This window comes from Citrobacter meridianamericanus (genome assembly GCF_041320245.1).
Classification (GTDB): Bacteria; Pseudomonadota; Gammaproteobacteria; order Enterobacterales; family Enterobacteriaceae; genus Citrobacter; species Citrobacter meridianamericanus.
In genome coordinates this window covers 3,126,823-3,144,486 of the sequence record NZ_CP101036.1, presented here as the reverse complement: position 1 = coordinate 3,144,486, position 17,664 = coordinate 3,126,823, and the positions used below count along the sequence as shown (strand labels likewise).

General features: G+C 48.9%; 20 protein-coding genes. 15 read left to right on the top strand and 5 right to left on the bottom strand.

Features of this window, described 5'->3' with window-relative positions:
- Genes NMD08_RS15450 through NMD08_RS15425 form a run of 6 tightly spaced genes read left to right on the top strand, consistent with a single transcriptional unit; the run spans position 1 to position 4,437 of the window.
- Complete coding sequence (locus NMD08_RS15450; protein WP_370618486.1) at positions 1–723, top strand: DUF1365 domain-containing protein; 723 nt, start codon at positions 1–3, stop codon at positions 721–723.
- A complete protein-coding gene (locus tag NMD08_RS15445) occupies positions 720–1,940 on the top strand; it encodes a cyclopropane-fatty-acyl-phospholipid synthase family protein (protein WP_187252572.1) in 1,221 nt (406 codons plus the stop codon). The genes NMD08_RS15450 and NMD08_RS15445 overlap by 4 nt, the downstream gene beginning before the upstream one ends.
- Positions 1,937–2,422, top strand: coding sequence for a DUF2878 domain-containing protein (locus tag NMD08_RS15440; protein ID WP_187252571.1), 486 nt, complete (start codon positions 1,937–1,939; stop codon positions 2,420–2,422). Before NMD08_RS15445 ends, NMD08_RS15440 begins: the two co-directional genes overlap by 4 nt.
- Positions 2,419–2,946, top strand: coding sequence for a hypothetical protein (locus tag NMD08_RS15435; RefSeq protein ID WP_151218956.1), 528 nt, complete (start codon positions 2,419–2,421; stop codon positions 2,944–2,946). The genes NMD08_RS15440 and NMD08_RS15435 overlap by 4 nt, the downstream gene beginning before the upstream one ends.
- The gene (locus tag NMD08_RS15430; protein ID WP_370618483.1) at positions 2,943–3,473 is read left to right on the top strand and encodes a DUF3833 domain-containing protein; all 531 of its coding nucleotides are present in this window, start codon (positions 2,943–2,945) and stop codon (positions 3,471–3,473) included. The genes NMD08_RS15435 and NMD08_RS15430 overlap by 4 nt, the downstream gene beginning before the upstream one ends.
- A 13-nt stretch (positions 3,474–3,486) precedes the next feature.
- Positions 3,487–4,437 (top strand): DUF523 and DUF1722 domain-containing protein, encoded by a 951-nt coding sequence (locus tag NMD08_RS15425; protein ID WP_151218958.1) that lies wholly within the window; start codon positions 3,487–3,489, stop codon positions 4,435–4,437.
- Between the two features lie 132 nt (positions 4,438–4,569).
- On the opposite strand, the gene NMD08_RS15420 is transcribed toward NMD08_RS15425, so the two are convergent.
- The 3 genes from NMD08_RS15420 to cybB form a co-directional block, all read right to left on the bottom strand.
- Positions 4,570–5,079: a DedA family protein gene (locus tag NMD08_RS15420; RefSeq protein ID WP_370618481.1), complete on the bottom strand. Its 510-nt coding sequence runs from the start codon at positions 5,077–5,079 to the stop codon at positions 4,570–4,572.
- 174 nt (positions 5,080–5,253) lie between these two features.
- Positions 5,254–5,496 carry a DinI family protein gene (locus NMD08_RS15415; protein WP_151218960.1) on the bottom strand — a complete coding sequence of 81 codons (243 nt, stop codon included), beginning with the start codon at positions 5,494–5,496 and terminating at the stop codon, positions 5,254–5,256.
- A gap of 505 nt (positions 5,497–6,001) precedes the next feature.
- Positions 6,002–6,541: a cytochrome b561 gene (gene cybB, locus NMD08_RS15410; RefSeq protein WP_151218961.1), complete on the bottom strand. Its 540-nt coding sequence runs from the start codon at positions 6,539–6,541 to the stop codon at positions 6,002–6,004.
- Positions 6,542–6,923: 382 nt separating this feature from the next.
- Between cybB and NMD08_RS15405 the strand changes: the two genes are divergently transcribed.
- A complete protein-coding gene (locus NMD08_RS15405) occupies positions 6,924–7,130 on the top strand; it encodes a hypothetical protein (protein WP_151218962.1) in 207 nt (68 codons plus the stop codon).
- Positions 7,131–7,160: 30 nt separating this feature from the next.
- Here NMD08_RS15405 and waaZ read toward each other — a convergent pair whose 3' ends face one another.
- Both waaZ and NMD08_RS15395 read right to left on the bottom strand, forming a co-directional pair.
- Positions 7,161–7,940, bottom strand: a complete 780-nt coding sequence (waaZ, locus tag NMD08_RS15400) for a 3-deoxy-D-manno-oct-2-ulosonate III transferase WaaZ (protein WP_151225346.1) — start codon at positions 7,938–7,940, stop codon at positions 7,161–7,163.
- A 428-nt stretch (positions 7,941–8,368) separates the two neighbouring features.
- On the bottom strand, positions 8,369–10,456 hold the full coding sequence (locus NMD08_RS15395) for a TonB-dependent receptor (RefSeq protein WP_370618479.1): 2,088 nt from the start codon (positions 10,454–10,456) through the stop codon (positions 8,369–8,371).
- 430 nt (positions 10,457–10,886) lie between these two features.
- Here NMD08_RS15395 and NMD08_RS15390 point away from each other — a divergent pair, with 430 nt between their 5' ends.
- The 8 genes from NMD08_RS15390 (at position 10,887) to yeaR (ending at position 17,661) form a co-directional block, all read left to right on the top strand.
- Positions 10,887–12,473: an ABC transporter substrate-binding protein gene (locus NMD08_RS15390; protein WP_151225347.1), complete on the top strand. Its 1,587-nt coding sequence runs from the start codon at positions 10,887–10,889 to the stop codon at positions 12,471–12,473.
- The gene (locus NMD08_RS15385; RefSeq protein ID WP_151219102.1) at positions 12,473–13,447 is read left to right on the top strand and encodes an ABC transporter permease; all 975 of its coding nucleotides are present in this window, start codon (positions 12,473–12,475) and stop codon (positions 13,445–13,447) included. The genes NMD08_RS15390 and NMD08_RS15385 overlap by 1 nt, the downstream gene beginning before the upstream one ends.
- Positions 13,437–14,249, top strand: a complete 813-nt coding sequence (locus tag NMD08_RS15380; protein ID WP_151218966.1) for an ABC transporter permease — start codon at positions 13,437–13,439, stop codon at positions 14,247–14,249. Before NMD08_RS15385 ends, NMD08_RS15380 begins: the two co-directional genes overlap by 11 nt.
- Positions 14,243–15,037: an ATP-binding cassette domain-containing protein gene (locus NMD08_RS15375; protein ID WP_151218967.1), complete on the top strand. Its 795-nt coding sequence runs from the start codon at positions 14,243–14,245 to the stop codon at positions 15,035–15,037. Before NMD08_RS15380 ends, NMD08_RS15375 begins: the two co-directional genes overlap by 7 nt.
- Positions 15,021–15,611: an ATP-binding cassette domain-containing protein gene (locus NMD08_RS15370; protein ID WP_151218968.1), complete on the top strand. Its 591-nt coding sequence runs from the start codon at positions 15,021–15,023 to the stop codon at positions 15,609–15,611. The genes NMD08_RS15375 and NMD08_RS15370 overlap by 17 nt, the downstream gene beginning before the upstream one ends.
- An 84-nt stretch (positions 15,612–15,695) precedes the next feature.
- Positions 15,696–16,346, top strand: coding sequence for a metal-binding protein ZinT (gene zinT, locus NMD08_RS15365; RefSeq protein ID WP_210904984.1), 651 nt, complete (start codon positions 15,696–15,698; stop codon positions 16,344–16,346).
- A gap of 139 nt (positions 16,347–16,485) precedes the next feature.
- Entirely contained in the window at positions 16,486–17,124 is a 639-nt protein-coding gene (leuE, locus tag NMD08_RS15360; protein ID WP_151218970.1) for a leucine efflux protein LeuE, read from the top strand.
- A 174-nt stretch (positions 17,125–17,298) separates the two neighbouring features.
- Positions 17,299–17,661: a DUF1971 domain-containing protein YeaR gene (gene yeaR, locus NMD08_RS15355; RefSeq protein WP_151218971.1), complete on the top strand. Its 363-nt coding sequence runs from the start codon at positions 17,299–17,301 to the stop codon at positions 17,659–17,661.
- Positions 17,662–17,664 lie beyond the last annotated feature (3 nt).

Here is a 17,664-nt window from a genome sequence, read left to right as displayed (position 1 = left end):
ATGAACAGCTGCCTGTACCACGGCGTATTACGCCACCGACGCCTTCAGCCGGCCACGCACCAGTTTACTTATCAGGTGTTTATGGCTTGGCTCGATCTGGACGAGCTCGCTCAGCTTCCGGGCGTGGGCGTGAAACGTAATCGCTTCGCTGCAACTGCTTTTCATGATGCGGATTACCCGCTGGGAACCCCGTTAAAAGAGAACGTGCTGAATCAGCTTGCCAGCCTGACGGGCGATCGTCCTGAAGGTCGCGTGATGCTCCTGACGCAGTTGCGCTATTTCGGTTTTCATTTTAATCCGGTCAATTTTTACTACTGCTATGACCGCGCGCAGAACCTGCGCTGGGTGCTGGCGGAGGTCCGCAATACGCCGTGGAATGAGCGTCATTACTATGCCGTAGATGCGCAGGAAAAGCGGCCACTGGAAAAAGCGTTCCATGTATCGCCGTTTAATCCGATGGATATGGTCTATCACTGGCGATTTAACTCGCCGGGTAAAACGCTGCATATGCATATCGAAAACCATCAGGCAGAGAAAATTTTTGATGCCACCCTGATGCTCAAACGCGAGCCGTTGACGCCGGCAAGTTTACGCACGTTGCTGCGACGACTGCCGATGATGACGCTGAAAACGGTGTCAGCGATTTACTGGCAGGCGCTACGACTGTGGCTCAAGCGAGTCCCTCTCTACAATCATCCCGTGAGCAGGAGTGAACGATCATGACCGATCCCACCTTTGCGATTGAACCCGATATTCCGCGCAACCTGCGTGTTGCGCGTTGGTTCCTTTTTCGTATGCTGAGCGGCCTTCGTCAGGGTTCAGTCACGGTGCGGGAAGGGGCCCAGGTCTTTCATTTTGGTGATGTTTCGGCTGAATTACGCGCCGACGTACATATTGTTTCGCCCACAGTGTATTGGCGGGTGTTGACGGGGGGAAGTCTTGCAGCGGCAGAGTCCTGGATGGATGGAGAGTGGGAAACGCAGCAGCTCACGCCGTTATTGCAAATATTTGCGCTCAACAGCACCCTGCTGGGGCGACTGGAAAGTGGATTCCGCCTGCTTGGCCGACCCGTTGAGCGTTTACGTCATTGGACGCGCCGCAACCATCGGCAACAGGCAAAAGAAAACATTGCCGCGCATTACGATCTCGGCAATGCCTTTTACGCGCACTTTCTGGATGAGGATTTACTCTATTCCAGCGCCTTGTTCACCTGCCCCGAGCAGTCGTTAGCGCAGGCTCAGCAGGCCAAAATGGCGCGACTTTGCGATCAGCTGGCGCTGACCGCGAATGATCATCTGTTGGAAATTGGGACCGGCTGGGGAGCGATGGCGGAATACGCCGCGCGTCATTACGGATGCCGGGTGACCACCACGACCCTGTCGCAGGAGCAGTTTGCCTGGGCGAAAGCGCGCATTGCCCGCGCTGGTTTACAGGAGAGAGTCACCGTATTGCTCTGCGACTACCGCGACCTGACCGGGGAATTCGACAAACTGGTATCAGTTGAAATGATCGAAGCGGTGGGGCAGCGCTATCTGCCGACGTTTTTCCGTACGTGTCAGACACGCCTGCGCCCTGGGGGCAAAATGGCGCTTCAGGCGATTACCATTCAGGATCAGCGCTATCGCGATTACAGTAAAAGTGTCGATTTTATTCAGCGCTATATCTTTCCGGGAGGTTTTTTACCCAGCATCACCGCGATGAGCGGCCTGATGACAAAACATACTGACTTTGTGGTTCGCAACCTGTTCGATATGGGGCCCGACTACGCCCGGACTCTTGCGCACTGGCGGCAAGGATTTGTTCACGGCTGGCATGAAATTGAAAAGCTGGGCTTTGATGAGCGTTTTCGCCGTATGTGGTTGTACTACTTCGGTTACTGCGAAGCCGGATTTAACGCCCGCACAATCAGTGTGGTGCAACTGACGGCGGAGCGTCCATGAAGCGCCATTTACAGGTCTTTCTCCTGGCTGTCGGGTTCGATCTGTACTGGTTCATGGTGGTGTTATTTCGTGAGCGCGGTCTGGTGTTATGGCTTGGTCTGGCTATTCTGGCCTGCTTCATGTTGCCTGCGGCGCAACGACTGTGCGCGTTAATGCTGACAGCTGCGGGCGGTGGTTTGGATGCGTTGTGGGCGCTGACCGGGTTGATTGATTTTCACGGCGAAGCATTGTTGCCGTTATGGATGCTTGCGCTCTGGCTCATGTTCGCCGTCATGTGGACGCACCTCACCTGTTCGACCTCCTTGCCAGGATGGATGCTGGTAATCATGGCCACCGGTGGTGGACCGATCGCTTATCTGATAGGAGAGCGTTTGGGAGCCATTACTTTTCTGGAGCCGACATTTATTGTGGTCGGTTTAATGGCGACGGGCTGGCTGGTGTTGATGCTGTTTTTTCATATTTTTATGGGGAGACACCAATGAAACTTGCCTTACTGATACTGCTGGGAGTAATGGCGATTGCGCCGTTTGCAGGTGCCACAGACTGGTTAAGCTGGCGGAAAGTCGGTGATGCGACGCTCACCTGGGGGCCATTCACGATCTATAACTCACAATTACGCACTCCGGATGGGCGCTATCGTGGGTTGAAAGAGGATCAGGCACTGATTATCACCTATCAGCGCAATATTGAACGGCAAGAACTGGTGGATGCCACCCGTGATCAGTGGCGAGCGCAGGGTATTTTGGCACGGGAAGCGCAGAGCGAGTCCTGGCTTCGCATGTTGGGTGAGTTATGGCCAGACGTTGCGCCGGGTACACAACTGGTTTTTGTCTTCCAGGATAAGCAGGGGCAATTTTGGTATCGCTTGTCAGTGGCACAAAGGCATTTCATCCCGCTTGGCCCACCACAGTCGGCGGCGTTCAGCGAAAACTTTCTCGCTGTCTGGCTGGGTTCCCGTACGCAATATCCTGAGCTGCGGCAGCAGCTCACCGGAGGTAATAAATGAAACGTTTATTAGCCCTAAGCTTACCGCTGATGATGCAACTTTCTGGTTGTAGCGCCGAAATTACCGAGTATCGCCAGCAGCAGCCGACGCTGGATATCTTTCAGTATTTTCAGGGAGAAACGCAAGCATGGGGGATGGTTCAGGATCGCAGCGGTAAACAGCTTCGTCGTTTCCATGTCGATATTAACGGCGATGTGGTGGGGGACACATTGACCCTCAATGAACGCTTTGTGTACGACGATGGAGAGAAGCAGCAGCGTGTATGGCATATCCGTAAAGTCAGCGCCGATCGTTACGAAGGTACCGCTGGCGATATTGAAGGCGTGGCGAAGGGGCAAGCAGCGGGCAACGCGTTCAACTGGCATTACAGTATGAATGTGAAAGCCAGCGGCAGAACCTGGTTGCTGAATTTTGATGACTGGATGTACATGCAGGATGCTAACCATTTGTTTAATAAAACGGAGATGAAGAAATTTGGTCTCACCGTCGGCACGGTGACGCTCTTCTTCTCCCGTAAAACGCAATAGCGAGGAAGACGCCATGAAAATGCAACCCATCGTTGGGATCAGCGGCTGTTTAACGGGTGCTGCCGTTCGCTTTGACGGCGGGCATAAGCGGGCAGAATTTGTGATGGAGAGGCTGGCCCACTGGGTGACTTTCCGGCCAATTTGCCCGGAGATGGCGATGGGCTTGCCTGTCCCCCGACCGGCGCTGCGGCTGGTACAGACGACGACCGGGGATATCCGTATGCGTTTTAGCCATGCCCCTCACGAAGACGTAACCGACAAAATGGACGACTTTTGCGAGATGTATCTGGCTGGGCTGGAAACATTGTCTGGTTTTATTGTCTGTGCCAAATCCCCCAGCTGTGGCATGGAACGCGTGCGTTTATATGATGAAAAAGGGAATCGTGGGCGTAAAGACGGGGTAGGGCTCTTTACTGCTGCGCTGATGGAGAAATATCCGTGGCTGCCGGTTGAGGAGGATGGACGGCTGCACGATCCGGTTCTGCGTGAAAATTTCGTCGAACGTGTTTTCGCGTTACATGAGCTCAATACGCTGCGCCAAAATGGTCTGACGCGGCGGACGCTACTGGAATTTCATAGCCGTTATAAACTGCAATTGTTGGCCCACCATCAGGCCGGATACCGGGAAATTGGTCCATTTGTCGCATCACTGCATGAGTGGGACGATCTGGACGCGTTTTTTGCGGTCTACCGCGACAAATTAATGGCAATCCTGAAGAAACCGGCCTCGCGTAAAAACCACACTAACGTGCTGATGCACATTCAAGGGTACTTCCGTAATCAGTTAACGATGCGCCAACGCGGTGAGTTACGCGAGGTTATCCTTAATTATCGCGCCGGGCTACTGCCCATATTGGCCCCGATGACGCTGTTGAAACATTATCTGGCGGAATACCCGGACGGCTACCTGCTGACGCAAAATTACTTTGATCCTTACCCGCAAGATTTAACATTGCGACTGTAAGATCTTTACCATCGAGGTTTGCAATTAACGGTAGCGTGTTGAACGTGCCTGCAATGAAATTGTTTCCCTGTCTTATTATCCACTCGTTAGCAGGGAGTCATCAAGGCTTGTTGTGGGCTCGTTATGAGCGATTTAGCTAATAAAAGGCAAAACGAGAGTAAAGCCTCCAACATAAAGTGCTGACCAGCTCGCCGCAGATATCAGACTGACTACATATACTTTCACTGGATGAAGCCGCAACATTCCAGCCACTAGTGGCACAATATAACGGAGTACGGCAATAAAGCGTGAAGTAAAAAGTATCGGTACTGAACTGTTTTGCAACCGGCGTCGAACCCGTACTACTGTATCGGCATGATGGGACATTATGCGTGCAAGCCAGGCCAGGTGTCCCATCATCATTCCAAGATGATAATTAACAATTGTCCCGCACCATGCTCCAATCATTACAGCAATTCCCGCTTCCCATGGTGAAAGCGTCGCCTTGCCGACAGAAATTACAGCAACCAACATAACAGATGCTGGCGGCAATACAGCAGAAATGAGGAACGTAGATTTTGCGAATGCTATTCCAAAAAGAAGGCTCCACAGGCTGAAAGGATGAAGCGCGAAATGGTTCATCAACGCGTTTACCCACTCCATCAGTAATTCTCCAGTTAAGGTCACTTTACAATTTAACCCTGATACGACTCAATCAGGCCTCAACACAGATGAATTACTGACTGTTGCATGAAATCCCGGTGGTGACAGCTATTTGCACATAGCAGCAGAATACAGTCGAGCGGGATAGAGTAAAGGAAGATGAATCGAACGCACTTAATCTGAAACCAGCCACATATCAGCCTCTTCAAACATTTCCTGAACAGTACGACTTATCTGTTCTTTCTCATGTTTGCTCGCGTCAGTGTTGATGGCTGGCAGGGTCATCATCGGTTTAACCCGGACCTCAGCATCGGGGAAGATTCGGTGAACTCTTTTTGTTAATTCGTCCAGAATGATATCTTTTGCACGGGGCAGTCCATCAAAATTCCTTTTGTCATAAACGAGTTCCACAAACATTGCTCATTGTCTCTTTGCTGGATGAATATACAGTATTTATACTGCGTTTTTATGCGGATTTCAATAGAAGGCGTAATCGATGCCACAACATAACGATGTTGAAATCGCCAGGCACGATTCGAAACGGCAAGAACTGAATGGGCCTCTTAGGCAATCCATGCCTGAATATCCCCTCTATCTCACTACAGCATGATTCTTTGTAGGTGCAGGGTTTTCATAAGCCGCTTAAGCGAAAACCGGACGGATGACCGTTGCAAAGGTTCAGTCAATGCTTACAGCACCGGCGTGTATGCCAATGATGAATCGCATTACGGCGCCTTGCTGGAAATGGGATAAGCCTGGAAAATGGGGGAATTTGCCGGAAGCCAGGGAACGCTGAACGAATGGTACATACAGTCAGACTGGCGTTTGTCAGTCTGACTATTTGCCAAAATTTAATAAATAACCGTTATAATGACAGCTTGTATGCTTTCATGTCTGCAATGCGGAATGAAGTAATTTCCCGTTATTTTAAGTGCTTAGACTCCGGCATCATTCTCACAAGCGTATTATCCTTCTGTATATAGTGATGGAATAATGCTGCCCCAGCATGGGCTGCAATCAGGAAGTAGCCGATATTGGCAAGTGTTTCGTGAATGTCCTTAACAACTGACTTTATCTCTCCGTTACTGTCAACGAAAGGAGGAATATTTAATCCCAAAAAAGTCCAACTCTTACCACCGAAAGCCATCGTTAAGATCCCTAACAATGGTAGTGCCAGAAAAGAAACATAGAGCAGGATATGCATCAATTTGGCAGACGCCAGTTGCCATGCTGGTGGGGGAGGTATGATGGCCGGGTCACTGTATTTATGCTTAATAATTAAACGCACTATCATTAAAAACCAAACAAATACGCCGGCATTGTAATGGGTCTCTTTCATCAACAGGTAAGCATTACCGCCTTTGGGAAACCAGCCACGGAGCTCCATAGCTGCATAGGTTATTGCTATTAACATCAATGTTAGCCAGTGTAAGTGGATCTGAAGCTTTGAGAACCTGGACATTATTTTTTCCTCAAACGATATGTCGCTGCTACCGTATCGCAGAAAGCTTAACAAATCCTTATTATCAATAGGAGATTAGGATTTAGTTATTTTCAACCTGATACCAGGTGTAATGTATTGACGTGTTACCTGGGCCTCATGGGCCTCCTGGACCTACAGTTCAGGTTTTGATAGCGCTGCGTTCTGTTAACAAAATCAAAAGTCAAGTTTTTTGGTGAGAAATGGATGAGATTCATCCCCCAAAAAGCGTCAGATGTCTGGTTGAGCTGTGAACAATCCAGCGATTATCGTGAGATAAATCTCAGTTCCTGTTCTTTAAAGCCTATATCCTTAGCAGTGTGATGGTTATTTGTGTTTTCCTGTACAGTAATTGGATAACGGTATGGCAGATATAACATTCGCTATGGAGTGTGATTCACGTCACGAGGCGGTCTCAGGAAATAAAGAAAAGTTGGATGTGCAAAGCAATGTGAAATACACAAACCGCAACCAACTTGCGATTGCAGCGGTCCTGTTTTTAGGCGGTATCGCTGGAGTTATTGCTTTGGTATTGTATCTAATGGTGCAGGAAGGGGTGTTTTTGTATTAATTGTTTAGCTATTTTAATGTGATTACTGAGTCACGAGTGGATGCTGAAACAAGCTGCTTCTTCCGTACTTATAAATGGAATTACATCGTACGGAATAGCAGTTTGGGACGAAAGATTGAAGATTTTACCGTCATAATTGCTGCTTACAAAAGAAAATGACTTTAATATGAATTCAAAGTCAGCTGGAAGTGTTGTAGGTTGCGTATTTATTTCGTTATAAAATCGTTTACAGCTCCCATTTAAATCTAAACCAGAAAATATTATTCTTTCAAACTTTAAGCTAATGGCTATTTGTAATGCGCTAAATGCGACCGTTGCACTACCAAAATGGCCATAGGTGACATCAGTTGAAAATGCGATCGTTTTCACTTTTCTGAAGGCTGAACACTTAATTTTAAGGTTTTTATTAGCAAAGGATTTTATTTTATAACGAATTTTTCGGCCAATGCCTCCTCTGGATTTGCAAATGTCCTTTAAAAGAAAGCATGTGCTGAGTAAGTTCTCTTTCTCGGTCATGTCAGCTCTTTTAACAACATCCTCACTAATAAAAGTATGTTGGGCATAGGTACAATATTTATAAAATAATTCTTTATTATTTTCATAAAATGAACCGTCACAAACAACATAGATAAATACAGGTATATTGTTGTTAACCAAATAACCTGCGCTACCATTTACGCAAATGCAGTTTTTACTACGCATTATATCAAGGGGCGTATCTAATGATGACGGTCCAGACAAGTAAATAATACAATCATCGGAAATCCTTTCACCGATTATTCTATAAAGTACTTCGTGCGTGATGAGCATGATGGTTACCGTTGATGTTATTTTCGAAATAATAACATTGCGTATCTGGATAAAATAAAAGAGATGTTACGTTTTGTTTTTTTAATCTAGATGATTGATTTTATGAATGTATATTTATTATTGTAATGGTAAATGTTTTTTTTGAGGGTGAGGGCATGTAGATCAGGAAGATATGATGATATTGGGTTTTATTTTTCGGTTTTTAAAATCTTAATATTCATAGAGCGAATGAATTTGATTCCGGATTTCTTACTTCGTGAGAATATTTCAGTCGGACTCGTTACTTTTAGTTACAAAAAGCAGGCGTTATTTTAATGATACTCTTATAAAGAATAGGCTGTTGTAACATCGTTGTTCGACAGTGATTATTATGTAACATAATCCCTGACGGGCTATCATTGACAGCCCGTCAGGAAGAGGAAATAACATTAGAACTGATAGTTTAAGGATACCCAATAGTTGCGACCTGGGTTTACGTATCCGGTGGTTGATTGCGCCGTCTGATAGTAATCCCCCGCGTAGGTGCTACTACGGCCCACCTGGTAAAGTTTAACCTCGCTAAAGTCTTTATCCAGCACGTTATTGATTGCCGTATTCAGCGTCAGATCTTTGGTCAGTTTGTAAGACATTCCCATGTCCAGGACGGTCCAGGCTTTTAAATTAGCACCTTTATCGTCATAGACGGCTTTTTGTACTGCGCTGAGATTGTCGTAATTTTCCGTGAAGCGTGGGGCTTTACCGCGATACCGTGCGCTCAGCCAGGCGTTCATATCTTCCGTTGCCTGCCAGTTCAGACGGGCGTTAGCCATATGCTTTGGCGTGTAGCTTAACGGCGCGCCTTTATTGTCACCGTCTTTTTGCTTACTCTGGGTGTAGGTGTAATTGAGGGATAGGGTCAGTACATCCGACCAAAGAGGGAAGGTGCTGGCAAATTCAATGCCATCGGTTCTCGCCTTACCGCTATTGGTATAGCTATTGGTATTGTCATCGATAGAATACGAGACAATTTTATTTTTATATTCGGTATAGAAACCGGTTATGTTGGCGTTCAGCCCGGCGTCGTTCTCATAATACAGCCCGGTTTCGTAGCTGATACTTTCCTCCGGTTTGAGGTCCGGGTTACCGACCGTATTCACCGTTCCTTGTGCGGTTACGCCGCTGATCCCGTTATGTAACTGGCTCAGTGATGGCGCTTTATAACCGGTCGTTACGCCGCCTTTGAGCGTCCATTCCTCAGATACGTCCCAGACCATATACGCACGCGGGCTGAGATGACCACCGAAGATATCGTTATGTTCATAGCGTGTCCCTGCGGTTAAGGCCAGCGAGTCGAGAATATGCCATTCATCTTCGGCATAGGCTGCCCATGTTTTTTGATGGAACGTCTCGCCGGTATTAGTCAGCACCACACCATCTTTCATCCGCGCATCCCAGTATTCTCCGCCGAGGGTTAACAGATGCGAATCACCTAGTGGCGTCAGCAGTACGGAGTCCAGAATGACGTTGGTGTTTTTAAGCTCACGCGCATCACCGGCCCGGCCAGCGTTTTCTGGCGTGAGTGCGGAGGAGACCAGTTGTCGGCCCTTGTTCTCGGTTTCGTTCCAGCCAAGGGAGGATTTCCAGGTACCAAATGTTAAGGCGGTATCGTGACCGAGGGTCACTTTGTTACGCTCATAGCGCAGCGTTTTATCATAACCTCCCGTCAGGTTACCCAACTGACCATCATCGTTGTCATAACGCTGTCTGGCGGCGTCGAGATCCAGCCACAGCGTATTGCTTTCATTGGCTTTCCAGTCGAGTCGCGTGCCGATATTGTAGTTTTCCGACTCGGTTGGATAAGGTATGCGGGTGGAAGAGGTATCGCTCAACGAAGTGATACTGGAACCCTGACGTTGGGTGGTGCTTCCTCGCACCTGCATATCCAGTACGCCTGCGATTAATGGGCCGCTTGACCAGAAGTTGGCGACCGTGCTGTTACCCCACTTATTACTCTCCTGCAGATTAACGCCGGTATTGATGGAAGTGCTCCATTTGTCGGTGCTTTTTTTGGTGATGATATTGACTACGCCACCGATTGCGTCAGAGCCATAAAGTGTCGACATCGGGCCGCGAATTACCTCAATATGGTCGATCGCCGCCAGTGGAGGCATAAAACTGGTATTCATGGCAGAGAAGCCGTTTGGCGTCACGTCGCTACTGCCATTCTGACGAATACCGTCAATCAGAAGCAGGGTATAGCTGGCGGGCATGCCACGAATGCTGATCTCCAGACCACCGGTTTTACCGGTGCTACTTTCAACATCGACCCCTTCAACAGAACGCAGGGCTTCACCTAAATCATTATATTTATTGGTTTGTAATTCTTGCTGTGAAATTACAGAGACGCTGGCGGCGGCATTGGTGATTTTCTTTTCGTAACCGGAAGCGGTTACCACCATGACATCTTCGGCGAAAACAAAGGGGCTGGAAAACCCTAAACAGGACAGAACGACAGAGGCAACAGGTTTTAAACGCATAGTCAAACTTCCTTTGTTAAAAATCAAAGGCAGTAAGATAAGCGATCGAAATGATAATACAAATAATTATCATTACAAATTTACATAACTTGTCACTTCTGGTGATTTTCTTGAATAAATATACATAAAATGTCATGAGTTTTAGATAAAGGAAAATCGGGGTGGCCAATAATCCTTATTGATAACTATTAGTCTGTGATTAATATGGCATTGAATACATGGCTAAGGTTTACTCAATTTTCTGAGATTCAGGTCGTACTCATAACGGAGTATCAGAAAAAAGTATGATAATTTTAGAAAATCGTCATACTTTTCTGCGCCGCATCATTTTTTTCGTCATTTCTGTCCGCCATAATCCTATCCCCAGGAGGCCGTTAAACGGCTATCAGTCGTTCGGCGGTATAAAAATAACGCAAATCTGGAAAAAATAATGATCAAAGGCAAGCTGGCACTGCTGACGTGCGCATTGACTCTCGCATTAACCTCACCACTCTTTGCTGCACAAAATGCCAGCGAAGGACAGACGTTAAAGCTGGCAATTGGACCAGAGCCAACGGAGGGGTTTGACCCGATGCTGGGATGGAGTCATGGCAGCTATTTGCTTTTGCATGCACCATTATTAAAACAAAATGCTGATATGAGTTGGGGAAACCTGCTGACGGAAAAAGTAGAAACCAGCGCTGATGGCAAAACCTGGACGTTGACGTTAAAACCCGACCTTAAATTCTCTGATGGTTCCCCGTTAACTGCTGAAGATGTGGTCTTCACTTATAACAAAGCCGCAAAAAGCGGCGGCAAAATCGATATGGGTAACTTCGCCCATGCCAGCCTGAAAGATAACCGTACGGTAGAAATTACGTTGCGTAGCCCGCAAAGTACTTTTGTGAATGTGCTCGGTTCATTAGGCATTGTTCCGGAAAAACGGTATGACGAAAAAACATTTGCGAAAAATCCGATTGGTGCGGGTCCCTATCGACTGGTGAGCTTTCAGCCGGGTCAGCAATTGATCGTGGAGGCTAACCCTTGGTATGCCGGCAAGAAAAATGATTTCAGTAAGCTGGTGTTTGTTTTCCTTGATGAAGATAACGCTTATGCCGCAGCGCGCAGTGGTCAACTGGGACTCGTGCGCATTGCACCTTCGATGGCGGTTGCCCCTCAGCAGCAGAATTTGAAGCTTTGGGTTCGCGACAGCGTGGAAAATCGCGGCATTGTGTTCCCGATGGTTCCTGCGGGTAAAAAAGATGCTAACGGTTATCCGGTCGGTAACGATATCACGGCCGATGTTGCCATCAGACGTGCCATCAACTACGCCATCGACCGCAAGCAGCTTGCCGATCAGGTTATGGAAGGTCATGCGATTCCGGCGTATAGCGCGGTTCAGGGTCTGCCATGGCAGGGACAATCAGTTGCGTTCAAAGATGGCGATAGCGAAAAAGCGCGAACGATTCTGGAAGAAGCCGGCTGGAAGGTGGGTAAAGACGGTGTACGAGTGAAAGACGGTAAAGAAGCTCGCTTGACGTTGTGGTACGCCAGCGGTGACAGCACGCGTCGGGATTTAGCCGAAGCCGTACGTGCGATGCTGGAGCCAGTGGGTATTCAGATTTCTCTGCAATCCGGAAGCTGGGAAACCGTTGAGCGGCATATGCATGCCAACCCGACGCTGTTTGGCTGGGGAAGCCTGGATCCGATGGAGCTTTTCCATCACTACAGTAATCAGGCTGCGGGCGTGGAATACTACAATCCAGGGTATTACAGCAATCCCGCCGTTGAGCAGCATCTTAAACAGGCAATTGACGCTCCAGACTGGCAAAAAGCGTTGCCGTTCTGGCAACAAGTGGAATGGGATGGCAAGCAAGGAGCAGGTGTACAAGGGGATGCGGCCTGGGCATGGCTGCTGAATATTCAGCACACTTACCTGGCAAATCCGTGCATTGATCTTGGCAAAGGCGCACCGGAAATTCACGGTAGCTGGTCACTGCTCAATAATCTGGATGAATGGACCTGGACCTGCCGTTGATGAAGTCTGTTGTAGGCCATTTTCTACGGCTGATGGTGTTATTAGTGCTGGTTGCGGCTGGCACTTTTATGCTGCTCAGCTTTTCTCCTGTTGATCCGATTCGGGCTTATATCGGTAACGATCTCCTGCACGTGCCGCCGGAACAATACGCGCGTATTGCGGCTCGCTGGGGATTGGACCAACCGCTATGGGAGCGTTTTGGGCACTGGTTTGTCCGGGTATTACAGGGCGATCTCGGCTACTCAATGTTGTTTAACGCGCCGGTTGCCAGCGTGATCAAGGAGCGCTTTGCGACCTCGTTTGCACTGCTAAGCGGCGCGTGGCTGCTGTCAGGAATACTTGGAACGATGCTGGGATTTGTTGCGGGACGCTATCTGAATCGCTGGCCGGATAAAGCAATCTGTCGCCTGAGCTATCTGCTTTCTTCGTTGCCGACCTTCTGGATTGGCATGCTGTTGCTGGCGTTATTTGCCGTGCGCTGGCCGGTCTTTCCGGTCTGCTGTGCATGGGAGCCTGGCAATAGCGGTGATATGGCAACATTGAGTGAACGTCTACGCCACCTGGTGCTTCCCGTTTGCGCGCTCAGTTTGTTGGGCCTGGGACAAATTACGCTCCATACGCGGGAAAGTATCGCCAGCGTGATGAAAAGCGAATTTGTTCGTTTTGCGCGTTCTCAGGGAGACAAAGGTTGGTCGCTGTTGCGCCATCAGGTTTTGCGCCACGCCATCACGCCAGCGCTGTGCCTGCAGTTTGCCTCACTGGGTGAACTGCTGGGCGGCGCACTACTGGCAGAAAAAGTGTTTGCTTATCCAGGACTGGGGCAGGCCACTATTGATGCCGGATTACGTGGCGATCTGCCGTTACTGATGGGAATTGTGTTGTTCAGTACCGTATTGGTTTTCATTGGCAACTCGGTGTCTACCTGGCTTGTTCATGCGTTGAACCGTGCTCTGGAGCGACCTGATGCTCTATAACCCGACGCCGACGCTGATTCGTCTTTTGTTCTCTTTTAGCTGCCTGCTGGGCATTGCGGTGTATGGCGCGACGACGCTGGATAACCCATTGAGCGTTAATCTGCTTGCCCGGCATTTACCGCCTGATGCGTTGTACTGGTTTGGCACCGATAATCTCGGTCGCGATCTTTGGATCCGTTGCTTTCAGGGCGCGTTAACCAGTCTGCAAATTGGTATTGGCGCGGCCCTGTGCAGCGGTTTCATTGCATTAATGATGGCGGCTGTTTCGCGTATGCATCCGCGTCTGGATGTGTTTATGCGCCTGATTACCGATGCCATGCTGTCGATGCCGCATCTGCTGTTGCTCATTTTGATCTGTTTTACGCTAGGTGGTGGGAAAAACGGCGTGATTATGGCAGTTGCGCTGACCCACTGGCCGCGTCTGGCTCTGATCCTGCGTGCCGAAGCGCAGCGCGTGGCGCACAGTGACTATCTGACGTTGACCTGGCGTCTGGGACACGGACATTTTTACTGCTGGCGACATCACTATCTACCCGCTTTGTTACCCCAATGGCTAACGGGAACACTGCTGATGTTTCCCCACGCGGTGTTGCATAGCGCGGCGTTAAGCTTCCTCGGTTTTGGACTGGCGCCTCATGAACCGTCACTGGGACTGCTGCTGGCGGATGCGCTGAGATTTATCAGTCATGGCGACTGGTGGTTAGTGCTGTTTCCGGGGCTGATGCTGTTCAGTCTGGTGATGTTATTCGATCAGCTCGCAAGGGCGGTGCATCGTTTATGGTTACGAGGTGACGCATGTTAAGTTTAAGGCAGGTCTCGCTGGAGGTGGCGCGTTATCGCTGGTACGGCGCGCGAAACTGGTCTTCGCTGTTGCAGGATATCTCTTTCGACGTGGCTCCCGGCCAGATGGTGGCGTTAGTTGGAGGAAGCGGGGAGGGTAAGAGCCTGCTGCTGCAATGCCTTCTCGATCTCTTACCGGACAATTTGCGCTTCCACGGCGCTATCACGTTGGAGGGTAAAACGCTGGACAGCGAGGATATTCGCAAATGTCGTGGCAATACTTTCAGCTATGTCCCGCAAGGCGTTCAGGCGCTTAATCCGCTACTCTCGATTGAAAAGCATCTGCGTAGGGCAAGTCATCTCTCCGGCAAGGAGTGGAATGCCGGGAAGATTGACCAATTGCTCAAACGTAGCCAACTGGAAAGCCGTGTATTGGATGCCTTCCCGCGGCAGCTTTCTGGTGGTATGGCGAAACGTGTTCTGGCCTGTCACGCGTCACTGAGTCAGGCTCGTTATATTCTGGCGGACGAAATTACCGCCTGGCTTGATGCACCGTTGGCTAATCAACTGCTTGAACAACTGCGCGAGCTTTGTGAGAAAGGGGCTGGCGTGTTATGGGTAACGCACGATCTCACACTGGCAGCCCGCCATGCGGACCGCATTGTCGCGCTGCATCAAGGAAGGGTGTCGGATAACGTCAGCAGAGAGCAGTTGTTACGCGGAGAGATCAGCGAGCATCTGCAACGTCAATGGCGGGCGCTACCTGAAATAAGTCAACTTTTTGGAGAGCGGGATGCTGTGCTGTCGTGATGTGACCATTCGCCAGGGAGAACGGGTTTTGTGGCAAAATCTGACCTTCTCTCTGCGCCCTGGAGAACGCATAGGAGTTTGTGCCCCTAGCGGAACAGGCAAAACGACGCTGGGGCGCGTGCTGGCGGGTTGGCAAAAACCGACTTCAGGCGAGATCCTGATCGATGACCAACCGCTGCCGATGCACCAATATTGCCCGGTGCAGCTGGTGCCGCAACATCCGGAATTAACCTTTAATCCCCGACGCAGTACTGGCGATGCGGTTCATGATGCCTGGCTACCTGATGCGGAAATGCTTACCCGTCTTCATATTAACCCTGAGTGGTTAACTCGCCGTCCAGGACAGCTTTCTGGCGGTGAACTGGCGCGCATCGCCATACTTCGCGCACTGGATCCGCGGACGCGTTTTCTTATTGCCGATGAAATTACCGCCCAGCTCGACCCTTCCATTCAAAGAGATATCTGGGCGCTGCTGCTTGAAGAATGTCAGCGTCGGCCATTGGCTATGCTGATTATCAGCCATCAGCAGGCGTTGCTTGATCAGGTCTGCTCCAGGAAACTTATTGAAGAGTAAGGCAAGGGCTTTCAGTTGGTCTATTGATTAAATTGATATGTTATATTATAACATTTCACTCGCAAATGATTTGAGGGTGAAATTTTGGCTATTCGTATTAAAAAACTGACAATCGCTCTGGGGATGCTTTTAGTCAGTGGTTCGGTTATGGCGCACGGTCATCATTCCCATGGTGCGCCGATGAGTGAAGCGGAACAAAAGGCATCGGAAGGGGTGTTTGATGACAACCAGGTACAAAACAGGGCACTGACCGACTGGGATGGCATGTGGCAATCAGTCTATCCGTATCTGGGCAGCGGTGAGCTTGATCCGGTATTCAAAAAGAAAGCGGAGAAAGACAAAAGCAAAACGGCAGAACAAATTAAAGAGTACTACCGTAAAGGTTATGCAACTAACGTAGACACCATTGGCATCGAAAATGACGTGATGGAATTTCACACCGGTAGTCAGGTTGTATCGTGTAAATACGACTACGCCGGGTATAAAATACTGCACTATAAATCAGGCAAGAAAGGTGTACGTTATCTGTTTGAGTGTAAAGACGCTGACAGCAAAGCACCAAAATACGTACAATTCAGCGATCATATTATCGCGCCGCGTAAGTCCAGCCATTTCCATATTTTTATGGGAAATACCTCACAAGCCGCCTTGCTGGAAGAGATGGAAAATTGGCCTACCTACTATCCTTATCAGTTAAAGGGCGAAGAGGTCGTGGATGAGATGCTGCACCATTAAGCCGGACTAAACTTATCTGTACACACCCGCCGCCAGTGGCGGGTTTTTTAATTAATAACCTTCTCTTTCCATCACCCGATGCATTCGTTAGCATATTGTCTCGCAGCAAGTGCATGTGTTTTTTCAGGAAGAGGTTAATGTGTTCGCAGAGTATGGAGTTCTGAATTACTGGACGTACCTGGTAGGGGCTATTTTTATCGTGCTGGTACCGGGGCCAAATACAATATTTGTGCTGAAAAATAGCGTCGGACGGGGAGTAAAGGGCGGATATCTCGCCGCCAGCGGTGTGTTTATCGGTGATGCCGTACTGATGTTTTTGGCTTATGCCGGTGTTGCCGCATTGATTAAAACAACGCCTGTTTTGTTCAACATTGTTCGCTATCTCGGCGCGTTTTATCTGCTGTATCTTGGCGCGAAAATCCTGTATGCAACACTCAAATCGAGGGCTGGCGATGCGACGCCTGAGGAAGTCCCGTTTGGTGCTATTTTTAAACGAGCATTAATTCTGAGCCTGACCAATCCCAAAGCTATTCTTTTTTATGTCTCGTTCTTCGTGCAGTTTATTGATGTCAATGCGCCGCACTCAGGGCTGTCATTCTTTATTCTGGCTATTACGCTTGAGATAGTGAGCTTTTTCTATCTGAGCTTTCTTATTTTCTCTGGCGCGTTCGTGACGCAGTATATCCGTACGAAAAAGAAACTGGCCAAAGTGGGCAATTCTCTTATCGGTCTGATTTTCGTTGGTTTTGCTGCTCGTCTGGCCACGCTTCAGTCGTGATGCCATTGGCCCGTTGATTACGGCGGGCCTTCAATATTACGTACTGCAATTCATTTACACTTGTATTGTTATAACCAATAAATGGTATTTTAAATGTATATTTAGAGGCGTACCCTGTGTACAGCAGCGGTTCAGAAAGAACTCGCTGGTTGTCGACTGGAAAAGGGAAGAAAAATGCTTCAAATTCCACAGAACCATATCCATACACGCTCTACTCCATTCTGGAACAAAGAAACGGCACCTGCCGGAATTTTCGAACGCCACCTTGATAAAGGAACCCGTGCCGGGGTTTATCCTCGACTTTCGGTTATGCAGGGGGCGGTCAAATATCTCGGATACGCAGATGAACACAGCCCGGAGCCAGTACAGGTGATGGTGATTGAAGCCGGTCAGTTTGGCGTTTTTCCGCCGGAAAAATGGCATAACATTGAAGTGATGACCGACGATACTTACTTTAATATCGACTTTTTTGTTGCCCCGGAAATTCTGATGGAGACTGCAAATCAACGAAAAGTCGTGCGTACCGGCAAGGAGTAAATC